Origin of the sequence: Limimaricola pyoseonensis, assembly GCF_900102015.1 — a bacterium.
GTDB classification, from domain to species: domain Bacteria; phylum Pseudomonadota; class Alphaproteobacteria; order Rhodobacterales; family Rhodobacteraceae; genus Limimaricola; species Limimaricola pyoseonensis.
Window position 1 is genome coordinate 352,080 of the sequence record NZ_FNAT01000004.1, and the last position, 22,489, is coordinate 374,568.

Sequence of the window (22,489 nt, forward strand, 5' to 3'; positions counted from 1 at the left end):
GACCAGACAGAAAGACCCGACATGAACCACTTCCTCGACATCCTGCCCACCGCCACCGACGATCTCAGGTCGATGATCGACCATGCCCGCGCCATGAAGGACGCCCGCAACGGCCGCCCGAAGGGCAAGGCCGACGACGAGATGCCGCTCGATGGCCGGATGGTGGCGCTGATCTTCGAGAAGCCCTCGACCCGCACGCGGGTGAGCTTCGATGTCGGCGTGCGGCAGATGGGCGGCGAGACCATGGTGCTGTCGGGCGCCGACATGCAGCTCGGCCATGGCGAGACCATCGCCGACACCGCCCGCGTGCTGTCGCGCTATGTCGACCTGATCATGATCCGCACCTTCGAGGAGCAGACGCTGATCGAGATGGCCGAGAACGCCACCGTGCCGGTGATCAACGGCCTGACCAACCGCACCCATCCCTGCCAGATCATGGCCGACATCATGACCTTCGAGGAGCATCGCGGCCCGATCCGGGGCCGCAAGGTGGTCTGGTCGGGCGACGGCAACAACGTCTTCGCGAGCTTCGCCCATGCCAGCGCCCGGTTCGGCTTCGACCTTGTGTTCACCGGGCCCAAGCCGCTCGACCCCGACCCCGAGATCCTCGATGCGGTGCGCGACGCCGGCGGCCGGGTCGAGATCGTGCGCGACCCGATGCAGGCGGTCGAGGGGGCCGACCTCGTCGTCACCGACACCTGGGTGTCGATGCACGACCCGCAATCCGCGAAGGAGCGGCGCCACAACCAGCTGCGCGGCTACCAGGTCAATTCCGAGCTGATGGGCCGGGCCAAGCCCGACGCGCTCTTCATGCACTGCCTGCCCGCGCATCGCGACGACGAGGCGACGAGCGAGGTGATGGACGGGCCGCATTCGGTGATCTTCGACGAGGCCGAGAACCGGCTGCACGCGCAGAAGGCGGTGATGCGCTGGTGCCTCGGCGTATGATGCCGGCCTTCCGCCTCGTGCCGCTGGCGGTCGCGGATGCCGCGCCGCTCGCGGCCTTCGAGGCGGCGAACCGCGACTGGTTCGAGCAAAGCGTGCCGCCGCGCCCCGAGGCGCATTTCGATGCGGACGCGCTGGACGAGATCCTGCGCGACCTGCTCGAAGGCCCGGAGGCCGGGAGCCAACGGCTGTTCCTGATCCGCGGCGCGGCGGACGAGATTCTCGGCCGCATCAACCTGACCGGCATCGAGGGCGGCACGGCGCAGGTCGGCTACCGGGTCGGGGCGGCGCAGGCGGGGCGGGGTCTTGCCCGCGCGGCGCTGGGCGCGATGGTGCAGGCCGCGCCCGGCCTCGGGCTGTCGCGGCTCGAGGCCCGCGTGGCCAAGGGCAACCCGGCCTCCGAGCGGGTGCTGCGGGCCAACGGCTTTGCGCCGACGGGGCGGAATCTGCCGGAGGTGGAGCTGCACGGCGCCCCGCTGACGGTCACGCACTACGCGCGGGCGGTGTGACGGGAGGCGGCGGGCGAGCGACGCGACCGGCGGAAACGCCGTTCTTACACTCCGCCGCAATCGCCTCAGAGGTCGCGCAGGATCTCGCGCAGCCCGTCCTCGGTGACCAGCCGCGCCGCCGCCTTGGCGCTGACCCAGCGCCGGTCGCGGCGCTTGCGCTCGGGATAGTCGTCGAGCACCAGCTTGGCCTTCACCTCGAACACGCGGGTGACGCAGATCTCCTCGTCGCCGTGATCGGAGAGCTTGACCGAGACGAAGGTGCCGATCGGCTTGCGCTTGACCTTACCCTCGCGCACGCCGGCCTCTTCCCAGGCCTCGATCAGCGCGGCCTCGCGGTCGGTCTTGCCCTCCATCGGCCAGCCCTTGGGCAGGATCCATCGCCCGGTCGAGGAGGTGACCAGCAGCACCTCGCGCTTGCCCTTCTCGTTCTTGCGGTGGCATAGCGCCGCAAGCTGACGATGGACATGCGAAATGTAGCGGCCGGGCCGGTCGTCCAGCATGTCCTTGGGGCTCATCTCGTCTGCCTCGTCAACCATGGTGTTCTTGTTTTTGTGACACGCAACATAACGCATGACACAGGTAAGTCAAACTGACCAATCCACGCAATGCAACACAAGTTGCCCTAGCGTGACTTATTGGCCGCGGGGCTTGGCGCGCAGGGTCGGCGCGGCCTCGGTCGGGTCCTCGGGCCAGGGGTGGCGCGGGTAGCGGCCGCGCATGTCCTTGCGCACGTCGGCATAGGAGCTGGCCCAGAAGCCCGGCAGGTCGTCGGTCACCTGCACCGGCCGCCCGGCGGGCGACAGAAGCGTCAGCTTCAGCGCCGTGCCGCCCACCGTCGGGTGCCGGGTCACGCCGAACAGCTCCTGCAGCCGCAGCGCGATCTCAGGCGGCTGGCTGTCGTAGTCGATCGGCACCTGCCGCCCGAGCGGCGTGGTGAAGGCCGGCGGCGCCTCGCGGTCGAGAAGCTGCGTCTGGTTCCAGTCGAGCATCGCCCGCCAAGGCCCGAGCAGGTCGAAGCCCTTCCAGTCGTACGCGCTGCGGGTCCTGCCGAGGAAGGGCAGGAGCCAGCCCTCCAGCGTCGCCATCAGCGCCTCGTCCGAGAGGTCCGGCAGCTCGGCGCCGCCGTCGCGCAGCAGCATTACCCGGGCGCGGAAGCGTTGCGCGGCGGGCGAGGGGCGCAGCCCGAGCTGGCGCACGCCCTCGAGCATGGCGCGCGCCACCGCTTCGTCGGGCGCCTCGCGCCAGATCCGGTCCGACAGCGCGATGGCGCCGAGCCGCTCCTGCAGCCGCGCCGTGACGCGGCCCTCGCGCTTCGACCATTCGCAGACGGAGACCTCCTCGATCCGGTCGGCGAAGAGCTCGCGCAGCTCGGTCTCCTCGATCCGCGCCGCCTGCCGGATCTTCGCCTCGGTTGCGTCGCCCGAAAGATCCGTCGCCACGATCAGCCGCGCGCCCGCCAGCGGGTCCGAGGCCTCCATCATCGCCCCCTTGCCGCCGGAGAGCAGCCAGCGCGGGTCGTCGCCGGGGCGGCGCAGCCCGATCCGGTCGGGATAGGCCAGCGCCGCCATCGCGCCGACCGAGAGCGCCGGGCCGTCGGCGCGGCCTCTTGCCAGCCGCTTCGCCTCGTCGCGCACCCGCGCCAGCACGCCCATGTCGGGCGCGGCGGGCAGGTCGCGCGCGCCTTTCGCGGCGCGCAGCCGCAGCCCGAGATCGCTGCCCGCGCCGCGCAGCGGGTCGCGCTCGCCCATCAGCGCGGCGAGCGGCGCCGCCTGCGCGCCCGCCACCTCCAGCATGTGGCCCAGACGCGGATGCAGCGGCAGCGCCGCGAGCCGGCAGCCATGCGGCGTGATCGTGCCCATGCCGTCGAGCGCGCCGAGATCGCGCAAGAGCGCCTTGGCCTCGGCCAGCGCCGGGCCGGGCGGCGGCGTCAGGAAGGGCAGGGCGTCCGAGCCCCATTGCGCCAGCTCGAGCGCCAGCGGCGCGAGGTCGGCGCTGGCGATCTCGGGGTCGGGGAAGGCCGAAAGCGCGCCTTCCTCGCCGCGGGTCCAGAGCCGGTAGCAGACGCCCGGCGCGACCCGGCCGGCACGGCCCGCGCGCTGCGCGGCCTCGGCGCGGGTCACCTTCTCGGTCACCAGCCGCGACATGCCCGAGCCCGGATCGAAGCGCGCCCGCCGGGCGCGGCCGGCATCGACCACGACGCGGATGTCGGGGATGGTGAGCGAGGTCTCGGCGATCGCGGTGGCCAGCACCACACGGCGAATCTCGCCGCCGGGCTCCAGCGCGGCGGCCTGCTGCGCGGGCGGCAGCGCGCCGTAGAGCGGCAGGATCTCGCAGGCCGGCAGGCGCGACGACAGCAGCCCCTGCACCCGCCGGATTTCGCCCTCGCCGGGCAGGAACACCAGAACGCCGCCCTCGGCCTCGGTCACGGCGCGCTCGACCAGCGCCGCCGTCTCTGCCTCCAGCCGCGCGCGGGGGCCGAGCGGCCTGTCGAGCCAGCGTGTCTCGACCGGGAAGCTGCGGCCCTCGGAGGTGACGACCGGCGCGCCCATCAGCTCGGCCACGGGGCCCGCGTCGAGCGTCGCCGACATGGCGATCAGCACGAGGTCCTCGCGCAGCGCGCCGCGGATCTCGAGGCAGAGCGCGAGGCCGAGATCGGCGTTGAGCGAGCGTTCGTGGAACTCGTCGAAGATGACGGCGCCGACGCCCGGCAGCTCGGGGTCTGACTGGATCATCCGGGTCAGGATGCCCTCGGTCACCACCTCGATCCGCGTGGCCTTCGAGACCTTGGATTCGCCGCGGATGCGGAAACCCACCGTCTCGCCCACGCGCTCGCCCAGCGTCTTGGCCATGCGCTGCGCCGCCGCCCGCGCGGCAAGGCGGCGCGGCTCGAGCATGACGATGCGGCCGGGGATGCGGTCGAGCAGGGCCAGCGGAACCCGCGTCGTCTTGCCGGCGCCGGGCGGCGCCTGCAGCACCGCCTGGCCCGCGCGCGCGACGGCCGAGATCAGCTCGGGCAGGGCGTCGTCGATCGGCAGTCGGGTCATGGGGCGCGGCTCATGGGGCTGGCCGGGCGGGGGCGCGGGCCGCCCTCCGGCGCGTCGGGAAAACGGGGTGGCGGACGCGAAAAGGCCCGGCGCCTCGCGTGAGGGCCGGGCCTGCGATTCGCGTCCGCGAAGGAACTCAGGCCTCGGCGGCGGCCTTGGCGAGCTCTTTCTTGACCTTCAGCGCGGCGGGCGACAGGTCCTCTTCCTTCGCCTTGGCGAGGAAGGCGTCGAGGCCGCCACGGTGATCGACCGAGCGCAGCGCGTGCGAGGAGACGCGGAACTTGAAGCCGCGGCCCAGCGCGTCCGACAGCAGGGTCACGTCCTGCAGGTTCGGCAGGAAGCGGCGGCGGGTCTTGTTGTTGGCGTGGCTGACATTGTTGCCAGTCATCGGGCCTTTTCCGGTCAGTTCGCAACGGCGCGACATGGTCTTTTCCTTCGTGTCTCGGGGCCTGGCAGTCACCCGCGCCCGGAGGCACGGATACGGCGTCGGCAACGGGGCCGGGCCATGAATTCGGTCAGGGGGCCATACGGGGATTCCGCTGGCGCGTCAAGCGCCGCGCAATGCCTGCCGCAGCGGCTCCAGCGCCGCCCGCGCCGCCGCCGCCGGCGCGCTCTCGCCCGAGGCCGCCGCCGCGCGCAGCCGGTCGAGCCGGGCGGCCAGCGCCCGATCCTCGCGCAGAAGGTCGACGACGCCGGCGCGCAGCTCCTCCTCGAACCACTGCCCGGCCTGTTCGGCCCGCCGCCGCGCGGTGATGCCGGTCTCGCGCCGCCATTCCGCCAGCCGCTCCACCTCGGCCCAGGCCTCGGCCACGCCTTCGCCGGTGCGGGCCGAGACGCAGCGCGCCATGGGAAAGTCGTCGGGGTCGATCTCCCGCTTGCGCAGGAGCCGCAGCGCGCCGGCATAGTCGGCCTGGGTGCGCCGCGCCTCGGCCGCCAGATCGCCGTCCGCCTTGTTGACGAGGATCAGGTCGGCGATCTCCATGATGCCGCGCTTGACGCCCTGCAGCTCGTCGCCGCCGGCAGGCGCGAGCAGCAGCAGGAAGATGTCGGTCATGCGCGAGACCAGCGTTTCGGACTGGCCCACGCCCACCGTCTCGACCAGCACCACGTCGAAGCCCGCCGCCTCGCACAGCAGAAGCGCCTCGCGGCTGCGGCGCGCGACGCCGCCCAAGTGCCGCGCGGCGGGGGTGGGGCGGATGAAGGCGGCGCGTTCGCGGCTCAGCCGCTCCATCCGCGTCTTGTCGCCGAGGATCGAGCCGCCCGAGCGCGCCGAGGACGGGTCGACCGCGAGGACGGCCACCTTCTGCCCGCCCTCGACCAGCCGCAGGCCCAGCGTCTCGGTGAAGCTCGACTTGCCGACGCCGGGCGTGCCCGACAGCCCCACCCGCAGCGCGCCGGGGCGGTCGGGGTCGGCCAGCCGGTCGAGAAGCGCCTCGGCCGCGGCGCGGTGGTCGGGGCGCGTGCTCTCGACCAGCGTGATGCCGCGGCTCAGCGCGCGCCGTTCCCCGGCCGCGATGCGGGCCGCCAGATCCTCGATCTCGATGCTCATGCGCCCCTTGTCGCGGGGCGCGCGCGCGCTGTCCAGCCTCAGCGGCAGATCGCTTCGGCGCGGTCGGCGAAGCTGCGATAGCGCTTCCAGAACGCCTCCGAGCCGTTTTCCTGCCGCGTGTCCTGCGCCCGCTGCGGGTCGTCGAAAAACTTCGCCGCCCGGCGCTGTTCGCCCCAGCTCAGCGACTGGTCCGCCACGCCCTGCACGCAGGAACACAGATTGATGTTCGCCGCCGAGCGCCCGCTCGACATGCAGGCCTTGCTGATCGGCCCCGAGGGCCGGCCGCCGCCGCAGGCCGCCAGCGCCGCGAGCGCCATGATACCGATGATGATGCGCATGCCCGTATCCCCGTGATCGCCCCGGTTCGCCCGGGATTCTCGATCCTGCTCTACCGCCGGTCATCATGCCCGAGCCATGGCCGCTCCGCAATTCGTGAGAGGCGGGGTACGGCTTCGCACCTTCACATCGGCGTGAGCCCGCAAGCCCCCTCCGCCGTGCCCTCGCGCCCCATTGACCGGATGCCCGAAGCCCTGCATATGCGGGCCATGACCGAGCTTTCGCACATCCGCAACTTCTCCATCGTGGCCCATATCGACCACGGCAAATCCACCCTCGCCGACCGGCTGATCCAGTCGACGGGCACGGTGCAGGACCGCGAGATGAAGGCGCAGCTCTTGGACAGCATGGATATCGAGCGCGAGCGCGGCATCACCATCAAGGCGCAGACCGTCCGCATCGACTACAAGGCGCTGAACGGCGAGTCCTACGTGCTGAACCTGATCGACACGCCCGGCCATGTCGACTTCTCCTACGAGGTCTCGCGCTCGATGCGCGCGGTCGAGGGGTCGCTCCTGGTGGTCGATTCGACCCAAGGGGTCGAGGCGCAGACGCTCGCCAACGTCTACCACGCCATCGACGCCGACCACGAGATCGTGCCGGTGCTGAACAAGATCGACCTGCCGGCCTCCGAGCCCGACCGCGTGAAGGAGCAGATCGAGGACGTGATCGGCATCGACGCCTCCGAGGCGATGCTGGTCTCGGCCAAGACCGGCGTCGGCATCCGCGAGACGCTCGAGGCGATCGTTCACCGCCTGCCCGCGCCCAAGGGCGACCGCGAGGCGCCGCTGAAGGCGATGCTGGTCGACTCGTGGTACGACCTCTATCTCGGCGTGGTCGTTCTGGTGCGGATCATGGACGGCGTGCTGAAGAAGGGCGACCGGGTCAAGTTCATGCAGAACGACACGGTGCACCAGGTCGACCGGATCGGCGTGTTCAAGCCCGGCATGCTTCCCGTGGACGAGCTGGGGCCGGGCGAGATCGGCTTTCTCACCGCCTCGATCAAGCAGGTGCGCGACACCAAGGTCGGCGACACCATCACCCATGAGAAGAAGGGCGCCGAAAAGCCGCTGCCGGGCTTCGCGCCCTCCGTGCCGGTGGTGTTCTGCGGCCTCTTCCCGGTCGACAGCGCCGAGTTCGAGGACCTGCGCAACGCCATCGAGAAGCTGGCGCTGAACGACGCGTCCTTCTCCTCCGAGATGGAGACCTCGGCGGCGCTGGGCTTCGGCTTCCGCTGCGGCTTCCTCGGCCTTCTGCATCTCGAGGTGATCCGCGACCGGATCGAGCGGGAATACGGCATCGACCTGATCACCACCGCGCCGTCGGTGGTCTACCACGTCCACATGCGCGACGGCACGATGCACGAGCTGCACAACCCCGCCGACATGCCCGACCTCACCCATGTCGACCACATCGAGGAGCCGCGCATCAAGGCGACGATCATGGTGCCGGACGACTATCTGGGCGACGTGCTCAAGCTCTGCCAGGACCGCCGCGGCATCCAGGAGGAGCTGACCTATGCCGGCTCGCGGCCGCTGGTGGTCTACGACCTGCCGCTCAACGAGGTGGTGTTCGACTTCTACGACCGTCTGAAATCGGTCACCAAGGGCTATGCCAGCTTCGATTACCAGATCACCGGCTACCGGCAGGACAACCTGGTGAAGATGCAGATCCTCGTGAACGACGAGCCGGTCGACGCGCTGTCGATCATGGTGCACCGCGACCGCGCCGAGAGCCGCGGCCGGGCGATGGTGGAGAAGCTCAAGGAGCTGATCCCCCGCCACATGTTCAAGATCCCGATCCAGGCCGCGATCGGCGGCAAGGTGATCGCCCGCGAGACGCTGTCGGCGATGCGCAAGGACGTGACGGCCAAGTGCTACGGCGGCGACGCGACCCGCAAGCGCAAGCTCTTGGACAAGCAGAAGGCGGGCAAGAAGAAGATGCGCCAGTTCGGCAAGGTGGACATCCCGCAGGAGGCGTTCATCTCCGCGTTGAAGATGGATGGGTGAACAGCCGATCCGTTCTGGAAACCCGTCGAAACCTCCGGCTCCCACGGCCGGGGGTTTACTTTGGGCGCACAGTTGTGACAGCCAAATGCTATGGCGGCGACGTGTCCTGCGAGCGCAAGTTCTAGGATAAGCAAGGGGCGGGCAAGAATAAGGTCGGTCGGTTCAGGAGGGTCGATGTTCTGCAGGAAGCGTCTATCTCTGCGCTGAAGGTGGACAGGTAATCACATCTCCATTTGCTTAATCAACTGCTGGATCAGCTCTTGCTTCATCGCGTTATTATTGCGTGGTGATGGAGCCTGGATGTACTCGACCGCTTTAAAATGATCTCCTCTCTTTCTGTTTTGCGGGGGCTCCAGAGATTCGATAAGTATAGCCTCAAAAGCGGCGACAACTTTTTCCATTTCAAAGCTGGGGGCGGAACCCTTCAGCTTCCCGTGAGCATCGACTTCTTTTAATCCAAACCACGAAAATCTTTCCCAGCGTCCATTGAGTCGGTCGCGAGTGTGTTCATACAACCTTTGGCCAAGTGGGCGATCTATCGAGCGACCAACATAAATTACACGTCCTCGATCATGAAGTAAGTAGATGCCAACTTGATCGCAAAAGTCTATAGGATCGGAGTCTTCTTGCTGCTTTCCCATTAATTTGGGAGCGCGCTTCCAGTCCACCTCGGTTGCACGCCAATACATTCCAATAGAAGTCACGATCCCAGCAGCGCTTTCTTCGGTCTCCGGTTTTTGATTGCTTTCTTTGTATAGCTTCTCTCGAAGGGTGTAGTAACCTCGTTCAGTTTTTAGGAACGTGTCGTTTCCGTTATTGATAGACCTGCTAATTGTGGAGGCAACAGTATTTGCTGGTGTTGCGCCTAGGCTCCGCCGCATCTTGTTCTTTGCGATCACCTCGGCAATTTCGGCAAAATGCATTGGTTCATCGGCAGCTCTCAGTACCTCTATAATAGAGGACTCCCAGTTTGAATTTCTCTTTGCCATGAAACTTTTCCTGAATATTCTATGGCAAGACTGCACGATGGGTCTATTTACTGCAAGTCAAAGTTGTAATTCCTGCAAGATCTACCCCCGCCCACTCTTCTCCTGCAGCGCGTCGATCCGCTCGCTGGCTTCGGCCTTGGTCAGCCCGTCGTCGAACTCTTCTCCGGCCTCCTCGCACAGCGTCTTGAGATAGCTCGCCTGCGCGCCGGTCATCGGCTCGTCGCCGGTGACCCAGTTCTCCGGGTCCTTCTCGGCGTTGCCCTGCGGGTGGCTCTTCGGGTCGTCGGTCATGTCGCGTCCTCCATGTCTGGAGTTCGTACAATGTTCCGTACGCCGCCCGGTTCCCCGCGCCGGTGGTCACACCGGCGCGAGGCCTCCGCCGGACCCGCGTGACGCCTAGGCCAGGAACGCCTTGACCGCCGCCTCGACCTCGCGCGGCTTCTCGGCGTGCAGCCAGTGCCCCGCGCCCTCGATCACTTCGAATCCGGCTTCGGGAAACAGCGCCCGGATGCGGTCGTGGTGGTCCTCGGAGACATAGGCCGAGTTCGCCCCCGACAGGAACAGCGCCGGGCCGTCGAAGCGGCCGTCGATCTCGGGAAAGCCGAGAATGGTCTCCATGTCGCGCTCGAGCACGTCGAGGTTCAGCTTCCAGCGCTTTTCCTGCAGGTCGAGCGACTGCAGGAAGAACGCCGCCGTCGCGGCCTCGAGATCGCCCATCATCTCGGTCGCGTCGGAGCGGCTGGCGATGGCCTCGAGGTCGACCTGCTTCATCTTGCGGATGTTGTCGATCTGGTCGTGCCCGTAAGCCACCGGCGCGATGTCGGCCACGACGAGGCGGCGCACGAGTTCCGGCCGGGTCAGCGCCAGCACCATCGACGCCTTGCCGCCCATGGAATGGCCCAGCACGTCGGCGCAGCCGTGATGCTCCAGCACCTCGGCCAGATCCTCGGCCATGCCGTGATAGTCATGCGTCTCGGTCCAGTGGCTGTCGCCGTGGTTGCGCATGTCGACGGAGATCACCTGCCGGTCCTGCCCGAGACGGCGCGCGATGACGCCCCAGTTGCGGGCCGAGCCGAACAGGCCGTGGACGATCAGCAGGGGCGGGCGGTCGGAGGGCTCTCCGGTGAGGATGGTGTTCAGCATGGTTGGGGTTGTAGCGCGTGCCGTGGCGGACGCCAGCCCATTGAGCCGGGGCGCGCGCGGCGCTACCAAGAGATATGAACCGCACGACGATAAATGGCTGGGCGCGCGAGATTTCCCGTCTTCTGGACGATCGCGCCGGGGTGGGGGGCCGCGACCTCGCCGCGCGGCTCGACCGTGCCGCACCGGTGCTGCCGCCCGAGATCCTCGCCCGCGCCCGTTTCCTCGCCGCCGCCGAGACGGTGTCGCGCCTGCCCGAACGCGCCGAGGCGATCGATCTCGAACGGGTCGAGACCGCCTATGTCACGGTGCAGAGCTGGCTGATGGCCGAGGAGCCCGAGGCGCTGCGCCACGCGCTGCGCCGGGCGGTCTGGATGCGGCGCGCCCGTCAGGCGGCGTCGATCCTCTTGGCCGCGCTGATCGCGGGCCTGTTGTGGCGCGGGATCGCCTGACCCCGCGCCCTTCGCCTCAGAGGTTCGGGTAGAGCGGGAAGCGCTGGCAGAGCTCCTCGACCTCACCGCGCACCTTCTCCTCGACCTCGGCGTTGCCCTCGGGCCCGTTCTTGGCGAGCCCGTCCACCACCTCGACGATCCAGTCGGCGATCTGGCGGAACTCGGCCTCGCCGAAGCCGCGCGTCGTGCCCGCGGGCGAGCCGAGCCGGATGCCGGAGGTCACCGCCGGCTTCTCCGGATCGAACGGGATGCCGTTCTTGTTGCAGGTGATGTGGGCCCGGCCCAGCGCGTCCTCGGTGGCGTTGCCCTTCACGCCCTTGGGCCGCAGGTCCACGAGCATCAGGTGGCTGTCGGTGCCGCCCGTCACGATGTCGAGCCCGCCCTTCATCAGCTGGTCGGCCAGTGCCTGGGCGTTCTTCACGACCTGCTGCTGGTAGGTCTTGAACTCGGGCTTCAGCGCCTCGCCGAAGGCCGCGGCCTTGCCGGCGATGACATGCATCAGCGGCCCGCCCTGGATGCCCGGGAAGATGGCCGAGTTGCACTTCTTGGCGATCGCCTCGTCATCGGTGAGGATCATGCCGCCGCGCGGACCGCGCAGCGTCTTGTGCGTGGTGGTGGTGGCGACATGGGCGTGCGGGAAGGGCGAGGGGTAGATGCCCGCCGCGACCAGCCCGGCGAAGTGGGCCATGTCGACGAGCAGGTAGGCCCCGACGCTGTCGGCGATCTCGCGCATGCGCGCGAAGTCGATGATCCGCGGGATGGCCGAGCCGCCGGCGATGATCATCTTCGGCTGGTGCTCGGTCGCGAGCTCCTGGATCCGGTCGTAGTCGATCTGCTGGTCCTGCTGGCGCACGCCGTACTGCACCGCGTTGAACCACTTGCCCGACTGGTTGGGCTTGGCGCCGTGGGTCAGGTGGCCGCCCGCGTCGAGGCTCATGCCGAGGATGGTGTCGCCGGGCTGCAGGAGCGCCTGGAACACGCCCTGGTTGGCCTGGCTGCCCGAGTTCGGCTGCACGTTGGCGAAGCCGCAGCCGAAGAGCTGCTTGGCGCGGTCGATGGCGAGGTTCTCGGCCACGTCGACGAACTGGCAGCCGCCGTAGTAGCGCCGGCCCGGATAGCCCTCGGCATACTTGTTGGTCAGCACCGAACCCTGCGCCTCGAGCACCGCGGCCGAGACGATGTTCTCGCTGGCGATCAGCTCGATCTCGTGGCGCTGGCGGCCCAGCTCGTCGGTGATCGCCTGCGCGAGTTCGGGATCGCGGGTGGCGAGCTTCTCGGTGAAGAAGCCGTCGTCGCGGGTGGGGGCATTCATCTCGGACACCTCGTACGGGGTTGCGTCGCCGCTCTCTTACCGCAGGGGGCAGGGGCCCAAAAGCCCCGAAACCGACGCCGGGGCAACCGGTCGCGCCGCGCGGGTTGCGTTTCGCGCCGCGCTGACCGAGAAATTCGGGGCACGGAGCGGGGGACCGGATTTGGCACGAGAACGCATCGCCTTCCTGGCCAGCGAGGCAGGGATCGCGCAGGAGACCTGCGCCCGCCTCGCGCAGCGTTACGGCCATTACCCGATCGAGGAGGCGGAGGTGGTCGTGGCGCTGGGCGGCGACGGCTTCATGCTGCAGACGCTGCACGCCACCGAGGCCTGCGACATCCCGGTCTACGGCATGAATCGCGGCACGGTCGGCTTCCTGATGAACGCCTTTTCCGAGGACGAGCTGCCGGCGCGGCTCGCCGCCGCCGAGGAGGCGATTCTCAACCCGCTCGCCATGCTGGCCGAGACGGTCGATGGCACGCAGCACCGGGCGCTGGCGATCAACGAGGTCAGCCTGCTGCGGGCCGGGCCGCAGGCCGCCAAGCTCAAGGTGATCATCGACGAGCGGGTGCGGCTCGAGGAGCTGGTCTGCGACGGGGCGCTGGTGGCGACGCCGGCGGGCTCGACCGCCTACAACTATTCCGCCTACGGGCCGATCCTGCCGATCGGGGCGGACGTGCTGGCGCTGACCGCGATCGCGCCCTTCCGGCCGCGGCGCTGGCGCGGCGCGCTGCTGCCGACGCAGGCGCGGGTGCGCTTCGAGGTGCACGACCCGGCCAAGCGGCCGGTGATGGCCGATGCCGACAGCCGGGTGGTGCGCGACGTGGCCTGGGTCGAGATCCATTCCGAGCCGCGGGTCGGGCACCGGATCCTGTTCGACCCTGGCCACGGGCTCGACGAACGGCTGATCCGTGAACAGTTCGCCTGAGCCGAAGGCTCAGGCGGTCTTCGCCGCCGGCGCGCCGCCATAGCCGAGCGGCACCAGCGCGTCGCGCAGCTCCTCGAGAATCGCCGGGTCGTCGATCGTCGCGGGCACCTTGACCTCGGCCCCGTCGGCCAGCTGCGCCATGGTGGCGCGCAGGATCTTGCCCGAGCGCGTCTTGGGCAGCCGCTCGACCACCACGGCGAGCTTGAAGGCGGCCACAGGCCCGACCTTCTCGCGCACGAGGTCGACCGCCTCGGCGGCGATCTCGGAGGCGGGGCGGGCGCAGGTGCGGTTGAGGCACAGAAAGCCCATGGGGATCTGGCCCTTGAGCGGGTCGGCGACGCCGATCACCGCGCATTCGGCGACGTCCGGATGCTCGGCCAGCACCTCCTCCATCGTGCCGGTCGAGAGCCGGTGCCCGGCGACGTTGATCACGTCGTCGGTGCGCGCGAGGATCGAGACATGGCCGCTCTCGGCCACGAGCCCGGCATCGCCAGTCTCGTAGTAGCCCGGGAAGCTCTCGAGATAGCTGCGGCGGAAGCGCGCCTCGTCGTGCCACAGCCCCGAAAGCGTGCCCGGCGGCAGCGGCAGTTTCAGCGCGACGCGGCCCAGCTCGCCGCGCGGCTTCTCGTGGCCCGACCCGTCGAGGATGCGCAGGTCGTAGCCCGGCATCGGCACGCCGGCCGAGCCGTCGCCGACCGGCAGCGCCTCGATCCCCGCCGGGTTGCCGCAGATCGTCCAGCCGGTCTCGGTCTGCCACCAGTGGTCGTAGACCGGCACCCGCGCCACCTCGCGCGCCCAGGCCACGGTGTCGGGGTCGGCGCGCTCGCCGGCAAGGTAGATCGCGCGCAGCCGCGACAGGTCGTGCTCGCCGGCGAGCCGGCCCGAGGGATCCTCGCGCTTGATGGCGCGCAGCGCCGTCGGCGCGGTGAAGAAGGCCGAGACCTTGTTGCGGGCGATGGCGCGCCAGAAAGAGGCGGCGTCGGGCGTGCCCACGGGCTTGCCCTCGAACACCACGGTGGTGTTGCCGTGCACCAGCGGCGCGTAGCAGATGTAGCTGTGGCCCACGACCCAGCCGACATCGGAGGCCGCCCAGAACACCTCGCCCGGCGCGACGCCGTAGATGTTGCGCATGCTCCAGTGCAGCGCCACGAGATGCCCGCCGGTCGGGCGCACCACGCCCTTGGGCTTCCCGGTCGTGCCGGAGGTGTAGAGGATGTAGGCGGGGTGGTTCGCCTCGACCGGCACGCAGTCGGCCGGCTCGGCCTCCTCCTGGAAGTCGTGCCACTCGAAGTCGCGGCCGTGCTCGATGCCGGCCATGGCCTGCGGGCGCTGCAGGATGACGCAGAACTCGGGGCTGTGCTCGGCCTCGCGCAGCGCCTGGTCCAGCAGCGGCTTGTAGGCCACGACGCGGTTCGGCTCGATGCCGCAGGAGCCCGCGAGGATCGCCTTGGGCTTGCAGTCGTCGATCCGCACCGCCAGCTCGCGCGCCGCGAAGCCGCCGAACACCACCGAGTGGATCGCGCCGATCCGGGCGCAGGCCAGCATCGCCTCCAGCGCCTCGGGGATCATCGGCATGTAGATGACGACACGGTCGCCCTTGGTCACGCCGCGCGCCTTGAGCGCGCCGGCCAGCCGCGCCACCCGGCCCAGAAGCTCGCCATAGGTGATCTCGGTGCGGCTTTCGGTGACCGGGCTGTCATGGATGATCGCCACGTCATGGGCGCGGCCCGCGGCCACGTGCCGGTCGACGGCGTTGTGGCAGCCATTGACCATCCCGTCCGGGAACCACTCGTAGAGCGGCGCCTTCTCGGAGCTGAGCGCGCGGGTCGGCGCCCGGTGCCAGTCGATCGCCTTGGCGGCCTGCATCCAGAACCCCTCGGGGTCCCGGCGCCACGCCTCGTAGGTCTCCGCGTAGGTCATGTCCGTCCTCCTCGGGACGGAATCCTACGCCCCGGCAAGGCCTTCGGGCAAGCGCGATGCGGCTGCGGAAGGGGTAGGGGGCGGCGGACCGCCCCCGTGCGTCCTCAGCCGTAATGCGCGACCGGCGTGCCGGCGACGGCGGACATGTTCAGAAGGCCGCGCGCGGTGATCGAGGGGGTGACGATATGGGCGCGGTTGCCCATGCCCATCAGGATCGGCCCGACCTCGAGGCCCGCGCCCTTCATCTTCAGGATGTTGCGCACGCCCGAGCCGGCATCGGTCGAGGCGAAGACGAGGCAGTTCGCCGCGCCCTCGAGCCGCGCGCCGGGGAAGATGCGTTCGCGCAGCTCGGGGTCGAGCGCCGCGTCGACATGCATCTCGCCCTCATAGGCGAAGTCGCGCGGCGTGCCGTCGAGGATCTCGAGCGCGCCGCGCATCCGGCGGCCCGAGGAGATGTCGAGATTGCCGAACTGCGAATGCGAGCAGAGCGCGATCTGCGGCACCAGCCCGAAGCGGCGGACATGGCGGGCGCAGCCGATCACCGTCTCGGCGATCTGCTCGGGGCTGGGCTCGGCATGGACCTGCGTGTCGGCCACGAAGAGCGGCCCGTCCTCGAGGATCATCAGCGACAGCGCCCCCACCGGGCGCAGCGTCCGGGTGCCGAGCACCTGCTCGATGTAGTTCAGGTGCCACAGATACTGGCCGAAGGTGCCGCAGATCAGGCTGTCGGCCTCGCCGCGCTGCACCATCACCGCGGCGATCGCGGTGGTGTTGGTGCGCATCACCGCCTTGGCGATGTCGGGCGTCGCGCCGCGCCGGGCCATGAGGTCGTGATAGGTGCCCCAGTAGTCGCGGTAGCGCGGGTCGTTCTCGGGGTTGACGATCTCGAAGTCGATGCCGGGGCGGATGGTCAGGCCGTAGCGCTCGCAGCGGGTCTCGATCACCTCCGGGCGGCCGATCAGGATCGGCGTGTCGGTGGTCTCCTCGATGATCGCCTGCGAGGCGCGCAGCACGCGCTCGTCCTCGCCCTCGGCGAAGACGATCTTGCGGGTGGAGGAGCGCGCCGCCTCGAACACCGGGCGCATCAGCATCGCCGACTTGAACACCGAGCCGTCGAGACGGCGCTTGTAGGCGGCGAGATCCTCGATCGGGCGCTCGGCCACGCCGGTCTCCATCGCGGCGCGGGCCACGGCGGAGGCGACGACGCCCATCAGCCGCGGGTCGAAGGCCTTGGGGATCAGGTAGTCGCGCCCGAAGGTCATCTGCTCGCCGCTATAGGCGGCGGCGGCCTCGGCCGAGGTGGTGGCGCGCGCCAGCGCCGCGATGCCCTCGATGCAGGCGATCTTCATCTCGTCGTTGATCGTGGTCGCGCCGACGTCGAGCGCGCCGCGGAAGATGAAGGGGAAGCACAGCACGTTGTTGACCTGGTTCGGCCGGTCCGAGCGCCCGGTCGCGATGATCGCGTCGGGCTTCACCTCGCGCGCCAGCTCCGGCAGGATCTCGGGCGTCGGGTTCGCCAGCGCGAAGATGATCGGGCTGTCGGCCATGCGCGCGACCATCTCGGGCTTGAGCACGCCGGGGCCGGAGAGGCCGAGGAACAGGTCGGCGCCGTCGATCACGTCGTCGAGGCCGCGCGGCCCGCCCGGCTGGGCATAGGCCGCCTTCTGCGGGGTCATGTCCGCCTCGCGGCCCTCGTGGACGAGGCCGGCGAGGTCGCACAGGTAGACGTTCTCGCGCTTCACCCCGAGCTTCAGCAGCATGTCGAGGCAGGCGATGCCCGCCGCGCCGCCGCCGGTCGAGACGACCTTGACGTCGGCGAAGTCCTTCTTGGCGACGCGCAGCGCGTTGGTGGCCGCGGCGCCCACCACGATGGCCGTGCCGTGCTGGTCGTCGTGGAAGACGGGGATGTTCATCCGCTCGCGGCAGATCTTCTCGACGATGAAGCAGTCGGGCGCCTTGATGTCCTCGAGGTTGATCGCGCCGAAGGTCGGCTCGAGCGCGCAGACCAGCTCGGCCAGCTTCTCGGGGTCGGTCTCGTTCAGTTCGATGTCGAAGCAGTCGATGTTGGCGAACTTCTTGAACAGGACCGCCTTGCCCTCCATCACCGGCTTGGAGGCGAGCCCGCCGATGTTGCCCAGCCCCAGCACCGCCGTGCCGTTGGTGACGACGCCCACGAGGTTGCCGCGCGCGGTGTAGTCGCGGGCGGTGTCGGGGTTGTCCTTGATCTCGAGGCAGGCCTCGGCGACGCCGGGCGAGTAGGCGCGCGACAGGTCGCGGCCATTGGCCAGGGGCTTGGTCGCGCGGATCTCGAGCTTGCCGGGCTTCGGCAGCCGGTGATAGTCGAGCGCGGCCTGCCGCAGGCTGTCCGAGGCGCTGCGGGCGGTGTCGTCGGTGCTGTCGGCCATCGCGGGTCTCTCCCTGAAATCGGAATGGTTTAGCCTTAAACCTTTTCCGAAGGGTCGCGAAAGCCCTACTTGTCGGCTTGCGCGCGCAGCGCGTCGATCCGCTCGACGGCCTGCGCCTCGGTGAGCGAGGTGTCGAATTCCTCGCCGGTCCGTTCGCAGAGCTGGCGCAGCTCGGCGGCCTGCTCTTCGGTCATCGGCGCGTCGGGGTTCTCGGCCGTGCGGGCCTCGGTCTCGGGCAGCACGCCCTTGTTGGGTGGCATCATGGCGTTTCCTTCCGTGATGCCGTCAGAACCGGCGGAGGCGCGCAGGAGTTCCGCGAGGGTGGGCTTGCATCGCAAGGGGCCGCGCGCGACAGTTTCCGGCAAATCTCTCGGAGGTCCCCATGTCGCTGGTCGAAGATGCACGCCGCGTGCGCGAGAACGCCTATGCCCCTTATTCGCGCTTCAAGGTCGGCGCGGCGATCCGCGCCACCTCCGGCGCCACCTATCTCGGCGTGAACGTCGAGAACGTCGCCTACCCGGAAGGCACCTGCGCCGAGGCCGGGGCGATCGCGGCGATGTGCGCGGCGGGCGACAGCGAGATCGCCGAGGTGGCGGTGATCGCCGACAGCCCGGTGCCGGTTTCGCCCTGCGGCGGCTGCCGCCAGAAGCTCGCCGAGTTCGGCCGCGGCGACGTGAAGGTCACGCTCGCCACCACCGACGGCGCGACGCGCGAGACCACGCTGGCCGAACTGCTGCCCGGCGCCTTCGACCAGACCCAGATGGAGCGCGCCTGATGCGCGCGGCCGCCCTGATCGCGGCGCTGAGGCGCGGCGAGCGCCCGCCGGCCGAGGCCGTCAGGGGCTTCGCGGCGGGGCTGGCCGACGGCTCGGTCTCGGACGCGCAGGCCGGCGCCTTCGCCATGGCGGTCTGCCTCAACGGCCTGGGCGAGGCCGGCCGCGTCGCGCTGACCGAGGGGATGCGCGACAGCGGCGACCGGCTCGCCTGGAGCCTGCCGGGCCCGGTGCTCGACAAGCATTCGACCGGCGGGGTGGGCGACTGCGTGTCGCTGCTGCTGGCCCCGGCGCTCGCCGCCTGCGGCGTCTACGTGCCGATGATCTCGGGGCGCGGGCTCGGCCATACCGGCGGCACGCTCGACAAGCTCGAGGCGGTGCCGGGGCTCTCGACGCAGGTGGACGAGGGCCGGCTGCGCGAGATCACCCGGGACATCGGCTGCGCCATCGTCGGCGCGACGGGCCGCATCGCGCCCGCCGACAAGCGGCTCTACGCGATCCGCGACGTCACCGGCACGGTCGATAGCATCGACCTGATCACCGCCTCGATCCTGTCGAAGAAGCTCGCCGCGGGGCTCGAGGGCCTCGTGCTCGACGTCAAGGTCGGCTCCGGCGCCTTCATGAAGACCGAAGACGAGGCGCGCGCTTTGGCGCAGGCGCTGGTATCCACCGCCAACGGCGCGGGCTGCCCGACGGCGGCCTTCCTGACCGACATGGACCAGCCGCTCGCGCCCGCCCTCGGCAACGCCACCGAGATGGCGGTGATCATGCGGGTGCTGTCGGGCGAGCGCCACGTCGCGCCGCGGCTGCACGACCTGACCGTCAGCTTGGGCGGGCGGCTCCTGGCGCTCGCGGGCGGCGCGGAAGGCGAGGGCGAGGAGAAGATCGCCCATGCCATCGCCTCGGGCGCCGCGCTGGAGCGCTTCGCCCGGATGCTGCACGCGCTGGGCGGACCGTCCGACATGGCGGAGAACTGGCAGGCGCATCTGCCGCGCGCCGCGGTGATCCGCGAGGCGAAGGCCGAGAGCGACGGCCATCTCGCCGCGATCGACGGCGAGGCGCTGGGCCGGGCCGTGGTGGGCCTGGGCGGCGGCCGCAAGGTCGAGAGCGACGTGATCGACCCGGCTGTCGGGCTGACCGGCGTGGCGCGGCTCGGCGCCAAGCTTTCAGCCGGCGACCCGCTGCTGACCATCCACGCGCGCGACGCCGCCGAGGCCGAGGAGGCCGAGCGCGCGGTGCGCGCGGCGATGACGCTCGGCGCCGCGCCGGACCTCTCCGACCTCGTACGCGAAAGGATCGACCCATGAGCCGTGCCTTCCTTCTGGTGATGGATTCCGCCGGGATCGGCGGCGCGCCCGACGCGGGCGAGTTCTTCAACGGCGAGGTGCCCGACACCGGCTCGAACACCATCGGCCACATCGCCGAGGCCTGCGCCGCGGGTCGCGCCGAGGAGGGCCGCTCCGGCCCGCTGAAGCTGCCGAACCTCGACCGGCTCGGCCTCGGCCGCGCCATCGCGCTGGCCTCCGGCCTTGAGGCGCCGGGGCTCGACGCCGCGCCCGAAGGCGCATGGGGCGCGGCGACCGAGGTTTCGAACGGCAAGGACACCCCCTCGGGCCACTGGGAGCTTGCGGGCGTGCCGGTGCCGTGGGACTGGCACTATTTCCCCAAGGAGGTCCCGGCCTTCCCGACCGAGGTGACGCGCGCGCTGATGCAGGCCGCCGGCACCGACGGCATCCTCGGCAACCGCCACGCCTCCGGCACGGCGGTGATCGAGGAGGAGGGCCCCGAGCACATGAGCACCGGCTGGCCGATCTGCTACACCAGCGTCGATAGCGTGCTGCAGATCGCCGCGCATGAGGAGCGCTTCGGCCTCGACCGGCTTCTGGACATGTGCCGCGAGGTGGCGCCGCTCCTGCACGACATGAAGGTCGGTCGGGTCATCGCCCGGCCCTTCGTCGGCGACGAGAAGACCGGTTTCACCCGCACCGCCAACCGCCGCGACTTCGCCATCGCCGCGCCGGGGCGCACGCTGCTCGACGCCGCGAAGGGCGCGGGGCGCGACGTGCACGCGGTCGGCAAGATCGGCGACATCTTCTCGATGCGCGGCGTCACCGATCTGCGCAAGGGGCCGGACGACAGGCTGATGGGCCATCTGTCGGACCTCGTGGACGAGGCCGCCGACGGCGCGCTGGTCTTCGCCAACTTCGTCGAGTTCGACACCAATTTCGGCCACCGCCGCGACGTGTCGGGCTATGCCCGCCATCTGGAGTGGTTCGACGCCGAGCTGGGGAAGATCCTGCCGCGGATGCGCGAGGGCGACCTGCTTCTGGTCACCGCCGATCACGGCAACGACCCGACCTTTTCGGGCACAGACCACACGCGCGAGCGGGTGCCGGTGCTCTGCCACGGGTTCGGGGCGCGCGAGCTCGGCCTGATGGGCTTCACCGAGGTGGGCGGCCTGGTGGCGCGCCATCTCGACATTCCCGCCCCCGACCCGGACGCCCAGCCGTGAGCTGGCGCGCGCTGCCCAAGGTCGAGCTGCACCTGCATCTCGAAGGCGCGGCGCCGCCCGCCTTCATCAGGGGCCTCTCGCGCGAGAAGCACATCGACATCTCGCGCATCTTCGACGAGCGCGGCGGCTACGCGCGCGGCGGCTTCGAGTGGTTCCTGAAGGCCTATGACGCCGCCTGCACCGTGCTGCAGGGCCCCGAGGACTACCGCCGCCTGCTGCGCGCCGTGCTCGAGCAGAGCGCCGACGAGGGCGTGGTCTACACCGAGCTGTTCCTGTCGCCCGATTTCTGCGGCGGCGGCGATCTGGCCTCGTGGCGCGACCATCTCGACGCGATGGCCGACGCCGCCGCCGAGGCCGAGCGCGAGCGGGGCATCGTCGCGCGCGGCATCGTCACCTGCCTGCGCCAGCTCGGCCCCGGGGCCGCCAAGCCCATCGCCCGCTGCGCCGCCGAGACGGCGGGCGGCTTCGTCACCGGCTTCGGCATGGCGGGGGCCGAGATGCGGCACCGGCCCGGCGATTTCGGCTGGGCCTTCGACTGCGCCCGCGAGGCCGGGCTCGGGCTCACCGCCCATGCGGGCGAGTGGGGCGGGCCGGACATGGTGCGCGAGACGGTCGACCTGCTGGGCTGCACCCGCATCGGCCACGGCATCAACGCGGTGGGCGATCACGCGCTCTGCGACCACCTGATCGAGAAGGGCGTGACGCTCGAGGTCTGCCCGGTCTCGAACCTCGTGCTCGGCGCGGTGAAGGACTGGAGGAGCCATCCGATCGAGACCCTGCGCGACCGCGGCGTGCGGGTGACGGTCTCGACCGACGACCCGCCCTGGTTCGGCACCTCGATGAGCCACGAGTACGACATGCTCGAGAAGCATTTCGGCTGGGAGGAAGAGCGCCTGCGCATCGCCAACACCATTGCCGCCGAGGCCGCCTTCTGCGACGAGGACACCCGACAGGCCCTGATCAAGCGACTGGAGGCGGCATGAGCCACACCGACAAACACCTGACCGTCGTCGAGCACCCGCTGGTGCAGCACAAGCTGACCCTGATGCGCAAGGCCGACGCCTCGACCGCGTCGTTCCGGCGGCTGCTGCGCGAGATCAGCCTGCTTCTGGCCTACGAGGTCACGCGCGACCTGCCGGTCACCATGACCGAGATCGACACGCCGATGCAGCCGATGCAGGCGCCGGTGATTGAGGGCAAGAAGCTGGCGCTGATCTCGATCCTGCGCGCCGGCAACGGGTTGCTCGACGGCATCCTCGAGCTGATCCCCTCGGCGCGGGTCGGCTTCGTCGGCCTCTACCGCGACCCCGAGACGCTGAAGCCGGTCGAGTACTACTTCAAGGTGCCCGGCGGCCTCGACGAGCGGCTGACCATCGCGGTCGACCCGATGCTGGCCACCGGCAACTCCTCGGTCGCGGCGATCGACATGCTGAAGAAGAACGGCGCCAAGGACATCATCTTCCTGTGCCTGCTGGCCGCCCCCGAGGGCGTGGCGCGGATGAAGGAGGCGCATCCCGACGTGCCGATCGTCACCGCCGCGCTCGACGAGAAGCTCGACGATCACGGCTACATCGTGCCCGGTCTCGGGGATGCCGGCGACAGGATCTTCGGCACCAAGTAACCAATCTTTACAGGCCGCGTCCGCCGTCGCTATGCTCCCGGAAAAATCC

Annotated in this window: 22 protein-coding genes; 10 read left to right on the forward strand and 12 right to left on the reverse strand. The window is 69.9% G+C overall.

Annotated elements, in window-relative coordinates:
• Window positions 1-21 precede the first annotated feature (21 nt).
• Both argF and BLT43_RS11520 read left to right on the forward strand, forming a co-directional pair.
• Entirely contained in the window at window positions 22-948 is a 927-nt protein-coding gene (gene argF, locus BLT43_RS11515; protein WP_090112973.1) for an ornithine carbamoyltransferase, read from the forward strand.
• Entirely contained in the window at window positions 933-1,454 is a 522-nt protein-coding gene (locus BLT43_RS11520) for a GNAT family N-acetyltransferase (protein WP_131802642.1), read from the forward strand. The genes argF and BLT43_RS11520 overlap by 16 nt, the downstream gene beginning before the upstream one ends.
• A gap of 65 nt (window positions 1,455-1,519) precedes the next feature.
• Here the strand turns inward: BLT43_RS11520 and BLT43_RS11525 are convergent, their stop codons facing one another.
• From BLT43_RS11525 to BLT43_RS11545, 5 genes are all read right to left on the reverse strand, one after another.
• A complete protein-coding gene (locus BLT43_RS11525) occupies window positions 1,520-1,990 on the reverse strand; it encodes an NUDIX hydrolase (protein ID WP_242652281.1) in 471 nt (156 codons plus the stop codon).
• A 96-nt stretch (window positions 1,991-2,086) separates the two neighbouring features.
• Complete coding sequence (gene hrpB, locus BLT43_RS11530) at window positions 2,087-4,498, reverse strand: ATP-dependent helicase HrpB (protein WP_090112976.1); 2,412 nt, start codon at window positions 4,496-4,498, stop codon at window positions 2,087-2,089.
• A gap of 136 nt (window positions 4,499-4,634) precedes the next feature.
• The gene (rpmB, locus tag BLT43_RS11535; protein ID WP_090112978.1) at window positions 4,635-4,922 is read right to left on the reverse strand and encodes a 50S ribosomal protein L28; all 288 of its coding nucleotides are present in this window, start codon (window positions 4,920-4,922) and stop codon (window positions 4,635-4,637) included.
• A 123-nt stretch (window positions 4,923-5,045) separates the two neighbouring features.
• Entirely contained in the window at window positions 5,046-6,041 is a 996-nt protein-coding gene (gene meaB, locus BLT43_RS11540) for a methylmalonyl Co-A mutase-associated GTPase MeaB (RefSeq protein WP_165612601.1), read from the reverse strand.
• A 44-nt stretch (window positions 6,042-6,085) separates the two neighbouring features.
• A complete protein-coding gene (locus BLT43_RS11545) occupies window positions 6,086-6,385 on the reverse strand; it encodes an arginine transporter (RefSeq protein WP_090112982.1) in 300 nt (99 codons plus the stop codon).
• Between the two features lie 207 nt (window positions 6,386-6,592).
• On the opposite strand from BLT43_RS11545, the gene lepA reads away from it, so the two are divergent.
• Window positions 6,593-8,392, forward strand: a complete 1,800-nt coding sequence (gene lepA, locus BLT43_RS11550; protein WP_090113098.1) for a translation elongation factor 4 — start codon at window positions 6,593-6,595, stop codon at window positions 8,390-8,392.
• Window positions 8,393-8,613: 221 nt separating this feature from the next.
• Here lepA and BLT43_RS11555 read toward each other — a convergent pair whose 3' ends face one another.
• From BLT43_RS11555 to BLT43_RS11565, 3 genes are all read right to left on the reverse strand, one after another.
• On the reverse strand, window positions 8,614-9,381 hold the full coding sequence (locus BLT43_RS11555) for an HTH domain-containing protein (RefSeq protein ID WP_090112984.1): 768 nt from the start codon (window positions 9,379-9,381) through the stop codon (window positions 8,614-8,616).
• 81 nt (window positions 9,382-9,462) lie between these two features.
• Window positions 9,463-9,672, reverse strand: coding sequence for a DUF3072 domain-containing protein (locus BLT43_RS11560; protein ID WP_090112986.1), 210 nt, complete (start codon window positions 9,670-9,672; stop codon window positions 9,463-9,465).
• 105 nt (window positions 9,673-9,777) lie between these two features.
• On the reverse strand, window positions 9,778-10,524 hold the full coding sequence (locus tag BLT43_RS11565; protein ID WP_090112988.1) for an alpha/beta fold hydrolase: 747 nt from the start codon (window positions 10,522-10,524) through the stop codon (window positions 9,778-9,780).
• A gap of 74 nt (window positions 10,525-10,598) precedes the next feature.
• On the opposite strand from BLT43_RS11565, the gene BLT43_RS11570 reads away from it, so the two are divergent.
• Entirely contained in the window at window positions 10,599-10,973 is a 375-nt protein-coding gene (locus BLT43_RS11570) for a hypothetical protein (protein WP_090112990.1), read from the forward strand.
• A gap of 16 nt (window positions 10,974-10,989) precedes the next feature.
• Here the strand turns inward: BLT43_RS11570 and glyA are convergent, their stop codons facing one another.
• Complete coding sequence (gene glyA, locus BLT43_RS11575; RefSeq protein ID WP_090112992.1) at window positions 10,990-12,285, reverse strand: serine hydroxymethyltransferase; 1,296 nt, start codon at window positions 12,283-12,285, stop codon at window positions 10,990-10,992.
• 160 nt (window positions 12,286-12,445) lie between these two features.
• Between glyA and BLT43_RS11580 the strand changes: the two genes are divergently transcribed.
• The gene (locus tag BLT43_RS11580) at window positions 12,446-13,210 is read left to right on the forward strand and encodes an NAD kinase (RefSeq protein WP_090112994.1); all 765 of its coding nucleotides are present in this window, start codon (window positions 12,446-12,448) and stop codon (window positions 13,208-13,210) included.
• A 9-nt stretch (window positions 13,211-13,219) separates the two neighbouring features.
• Here BLT43_RS11580 and BLT43_RS11585 read toward each other — a convergent pair whose 3' ends face one another.
• The 3 genes from BLT43_RS11585 to BLT43_RS11595 all read right to left on the reverse strand — a co-directional run bounded on the left by BLT43_RS11585 (window position 13,220) and on the right by BLT43_RS11595 (window position 17,798).
• Window positions 13,220-15,130 carry an AMP-binding protein gene (locus tag BLT43_RS11585; RefSeq protein ID WP_090112996.1) on the reverse strand — a complete coding sequence of 637 codons (1,911 nt, stop codon included), beginning with the start codon at window positions 15,128-15,130 and terminating at the stop codon, window positions 13,220-13,222.
• Between the two features lie 104 nt (window positions 15,131-15,234).
• Window positions 15,235-17,535, reverse strand: a complete 2,301-nt coding sequence (locus tag BLT43_RS11590; protein WP_090112998.1) for an NADP-dependent malic enzyme — start codon at window positions 17,533-17,535, stop codon at window positions 15,235-15,237.
• A 65-nt stretch (window positions 17,536-17,600) separates the two neighbouring features.
• Window positions 17,601-17,798, reverse strand: a complete 198-nt coding sequence (locus BLT43_RS11595) for a DUF3072 domain-containing protein (protein ID WP_090113000.1) — start codon at window positions 17,796-17,798, stop codon at window positions 17,601-17,603.
• A 119-nt stretch (window positions 17,799-17,917) separates the two neighbouring features.
• Here BLT43_RS11595 and BLT43_RS11600 point away from each other — a divergent pair, with 119 nt between their 5' ends.
• The 5 genes from BLT43_RS11600 to upp are packed head-to-tail and all read left to right on the forward strand — an operon-like array spanning window position 17,918 to window position 22,440.
• The gene (locus tag BLT43_RS11600; protein WP_090113002.1) at window positions 17,918-18,310 is read left to right on the forward strand and encodes a cytidine deaminase; all 393 of its coding nucleotides are present in this window, start codon (window positions 17,918-17,920) and stop codon (window positions 18,308-18,310) included.
• Window positions 18,310-19,614 (forward strand): thymidine phosphorylase, encoded by a 1,305-nt coding sequence (locus BLT43_RS11605; RefSeq protein ID WP_090113004.1) that lies wholly within the window; start codon window positions 18,310-18,312, stop codon window positions 19,612-19,614. Before BLT43_RS11600 ends, BLT43_RS11605 begins: the two co-directional genes overlap by 1 nt.
• Entirely contained in the window at window positions 19,611-20,819 is a 1,209-nt protein-coding gene (locus BLT43_RS11610; protein ID WP_090113009.1) for a phosphopentomutase, read from the forward strand. Before BLT43_RS11605 ends, BLT43_RS11610 begins: the two co-directional genes overlap by 4 nt.
• Window positions 20,816-21,802, forward strand: a complete 987-nt coding sequence (locus BLT43_RS11615; protein WP_090113011.1) for an adenosine deaminase — start codon at window positions 20,816-20,818, stop codon at window positions 21,800-21,802. The genes BLT43_RS11610 and BLT43_RS11615 overlap by 4 nt, the downstream gene beginning before the upstream one ends.
• Window positions 21,799-22,440 (forward strand): uracil phosphoribosyltransferase, encoded by a 642-nt coding sequence (gene upp / locus BLT43_RS11620; protein WP_090113013.1) that lies wholly within the window; start codon window positions 21,799-21,801, stop codon window positions 22,438-22,440. Before BLT43_RS11615 ends, upp begins: the two co-directional genes overlap by 4 nt.
• Window positions 22,441-22,489 lie beyond the last annotated feature (49 nt).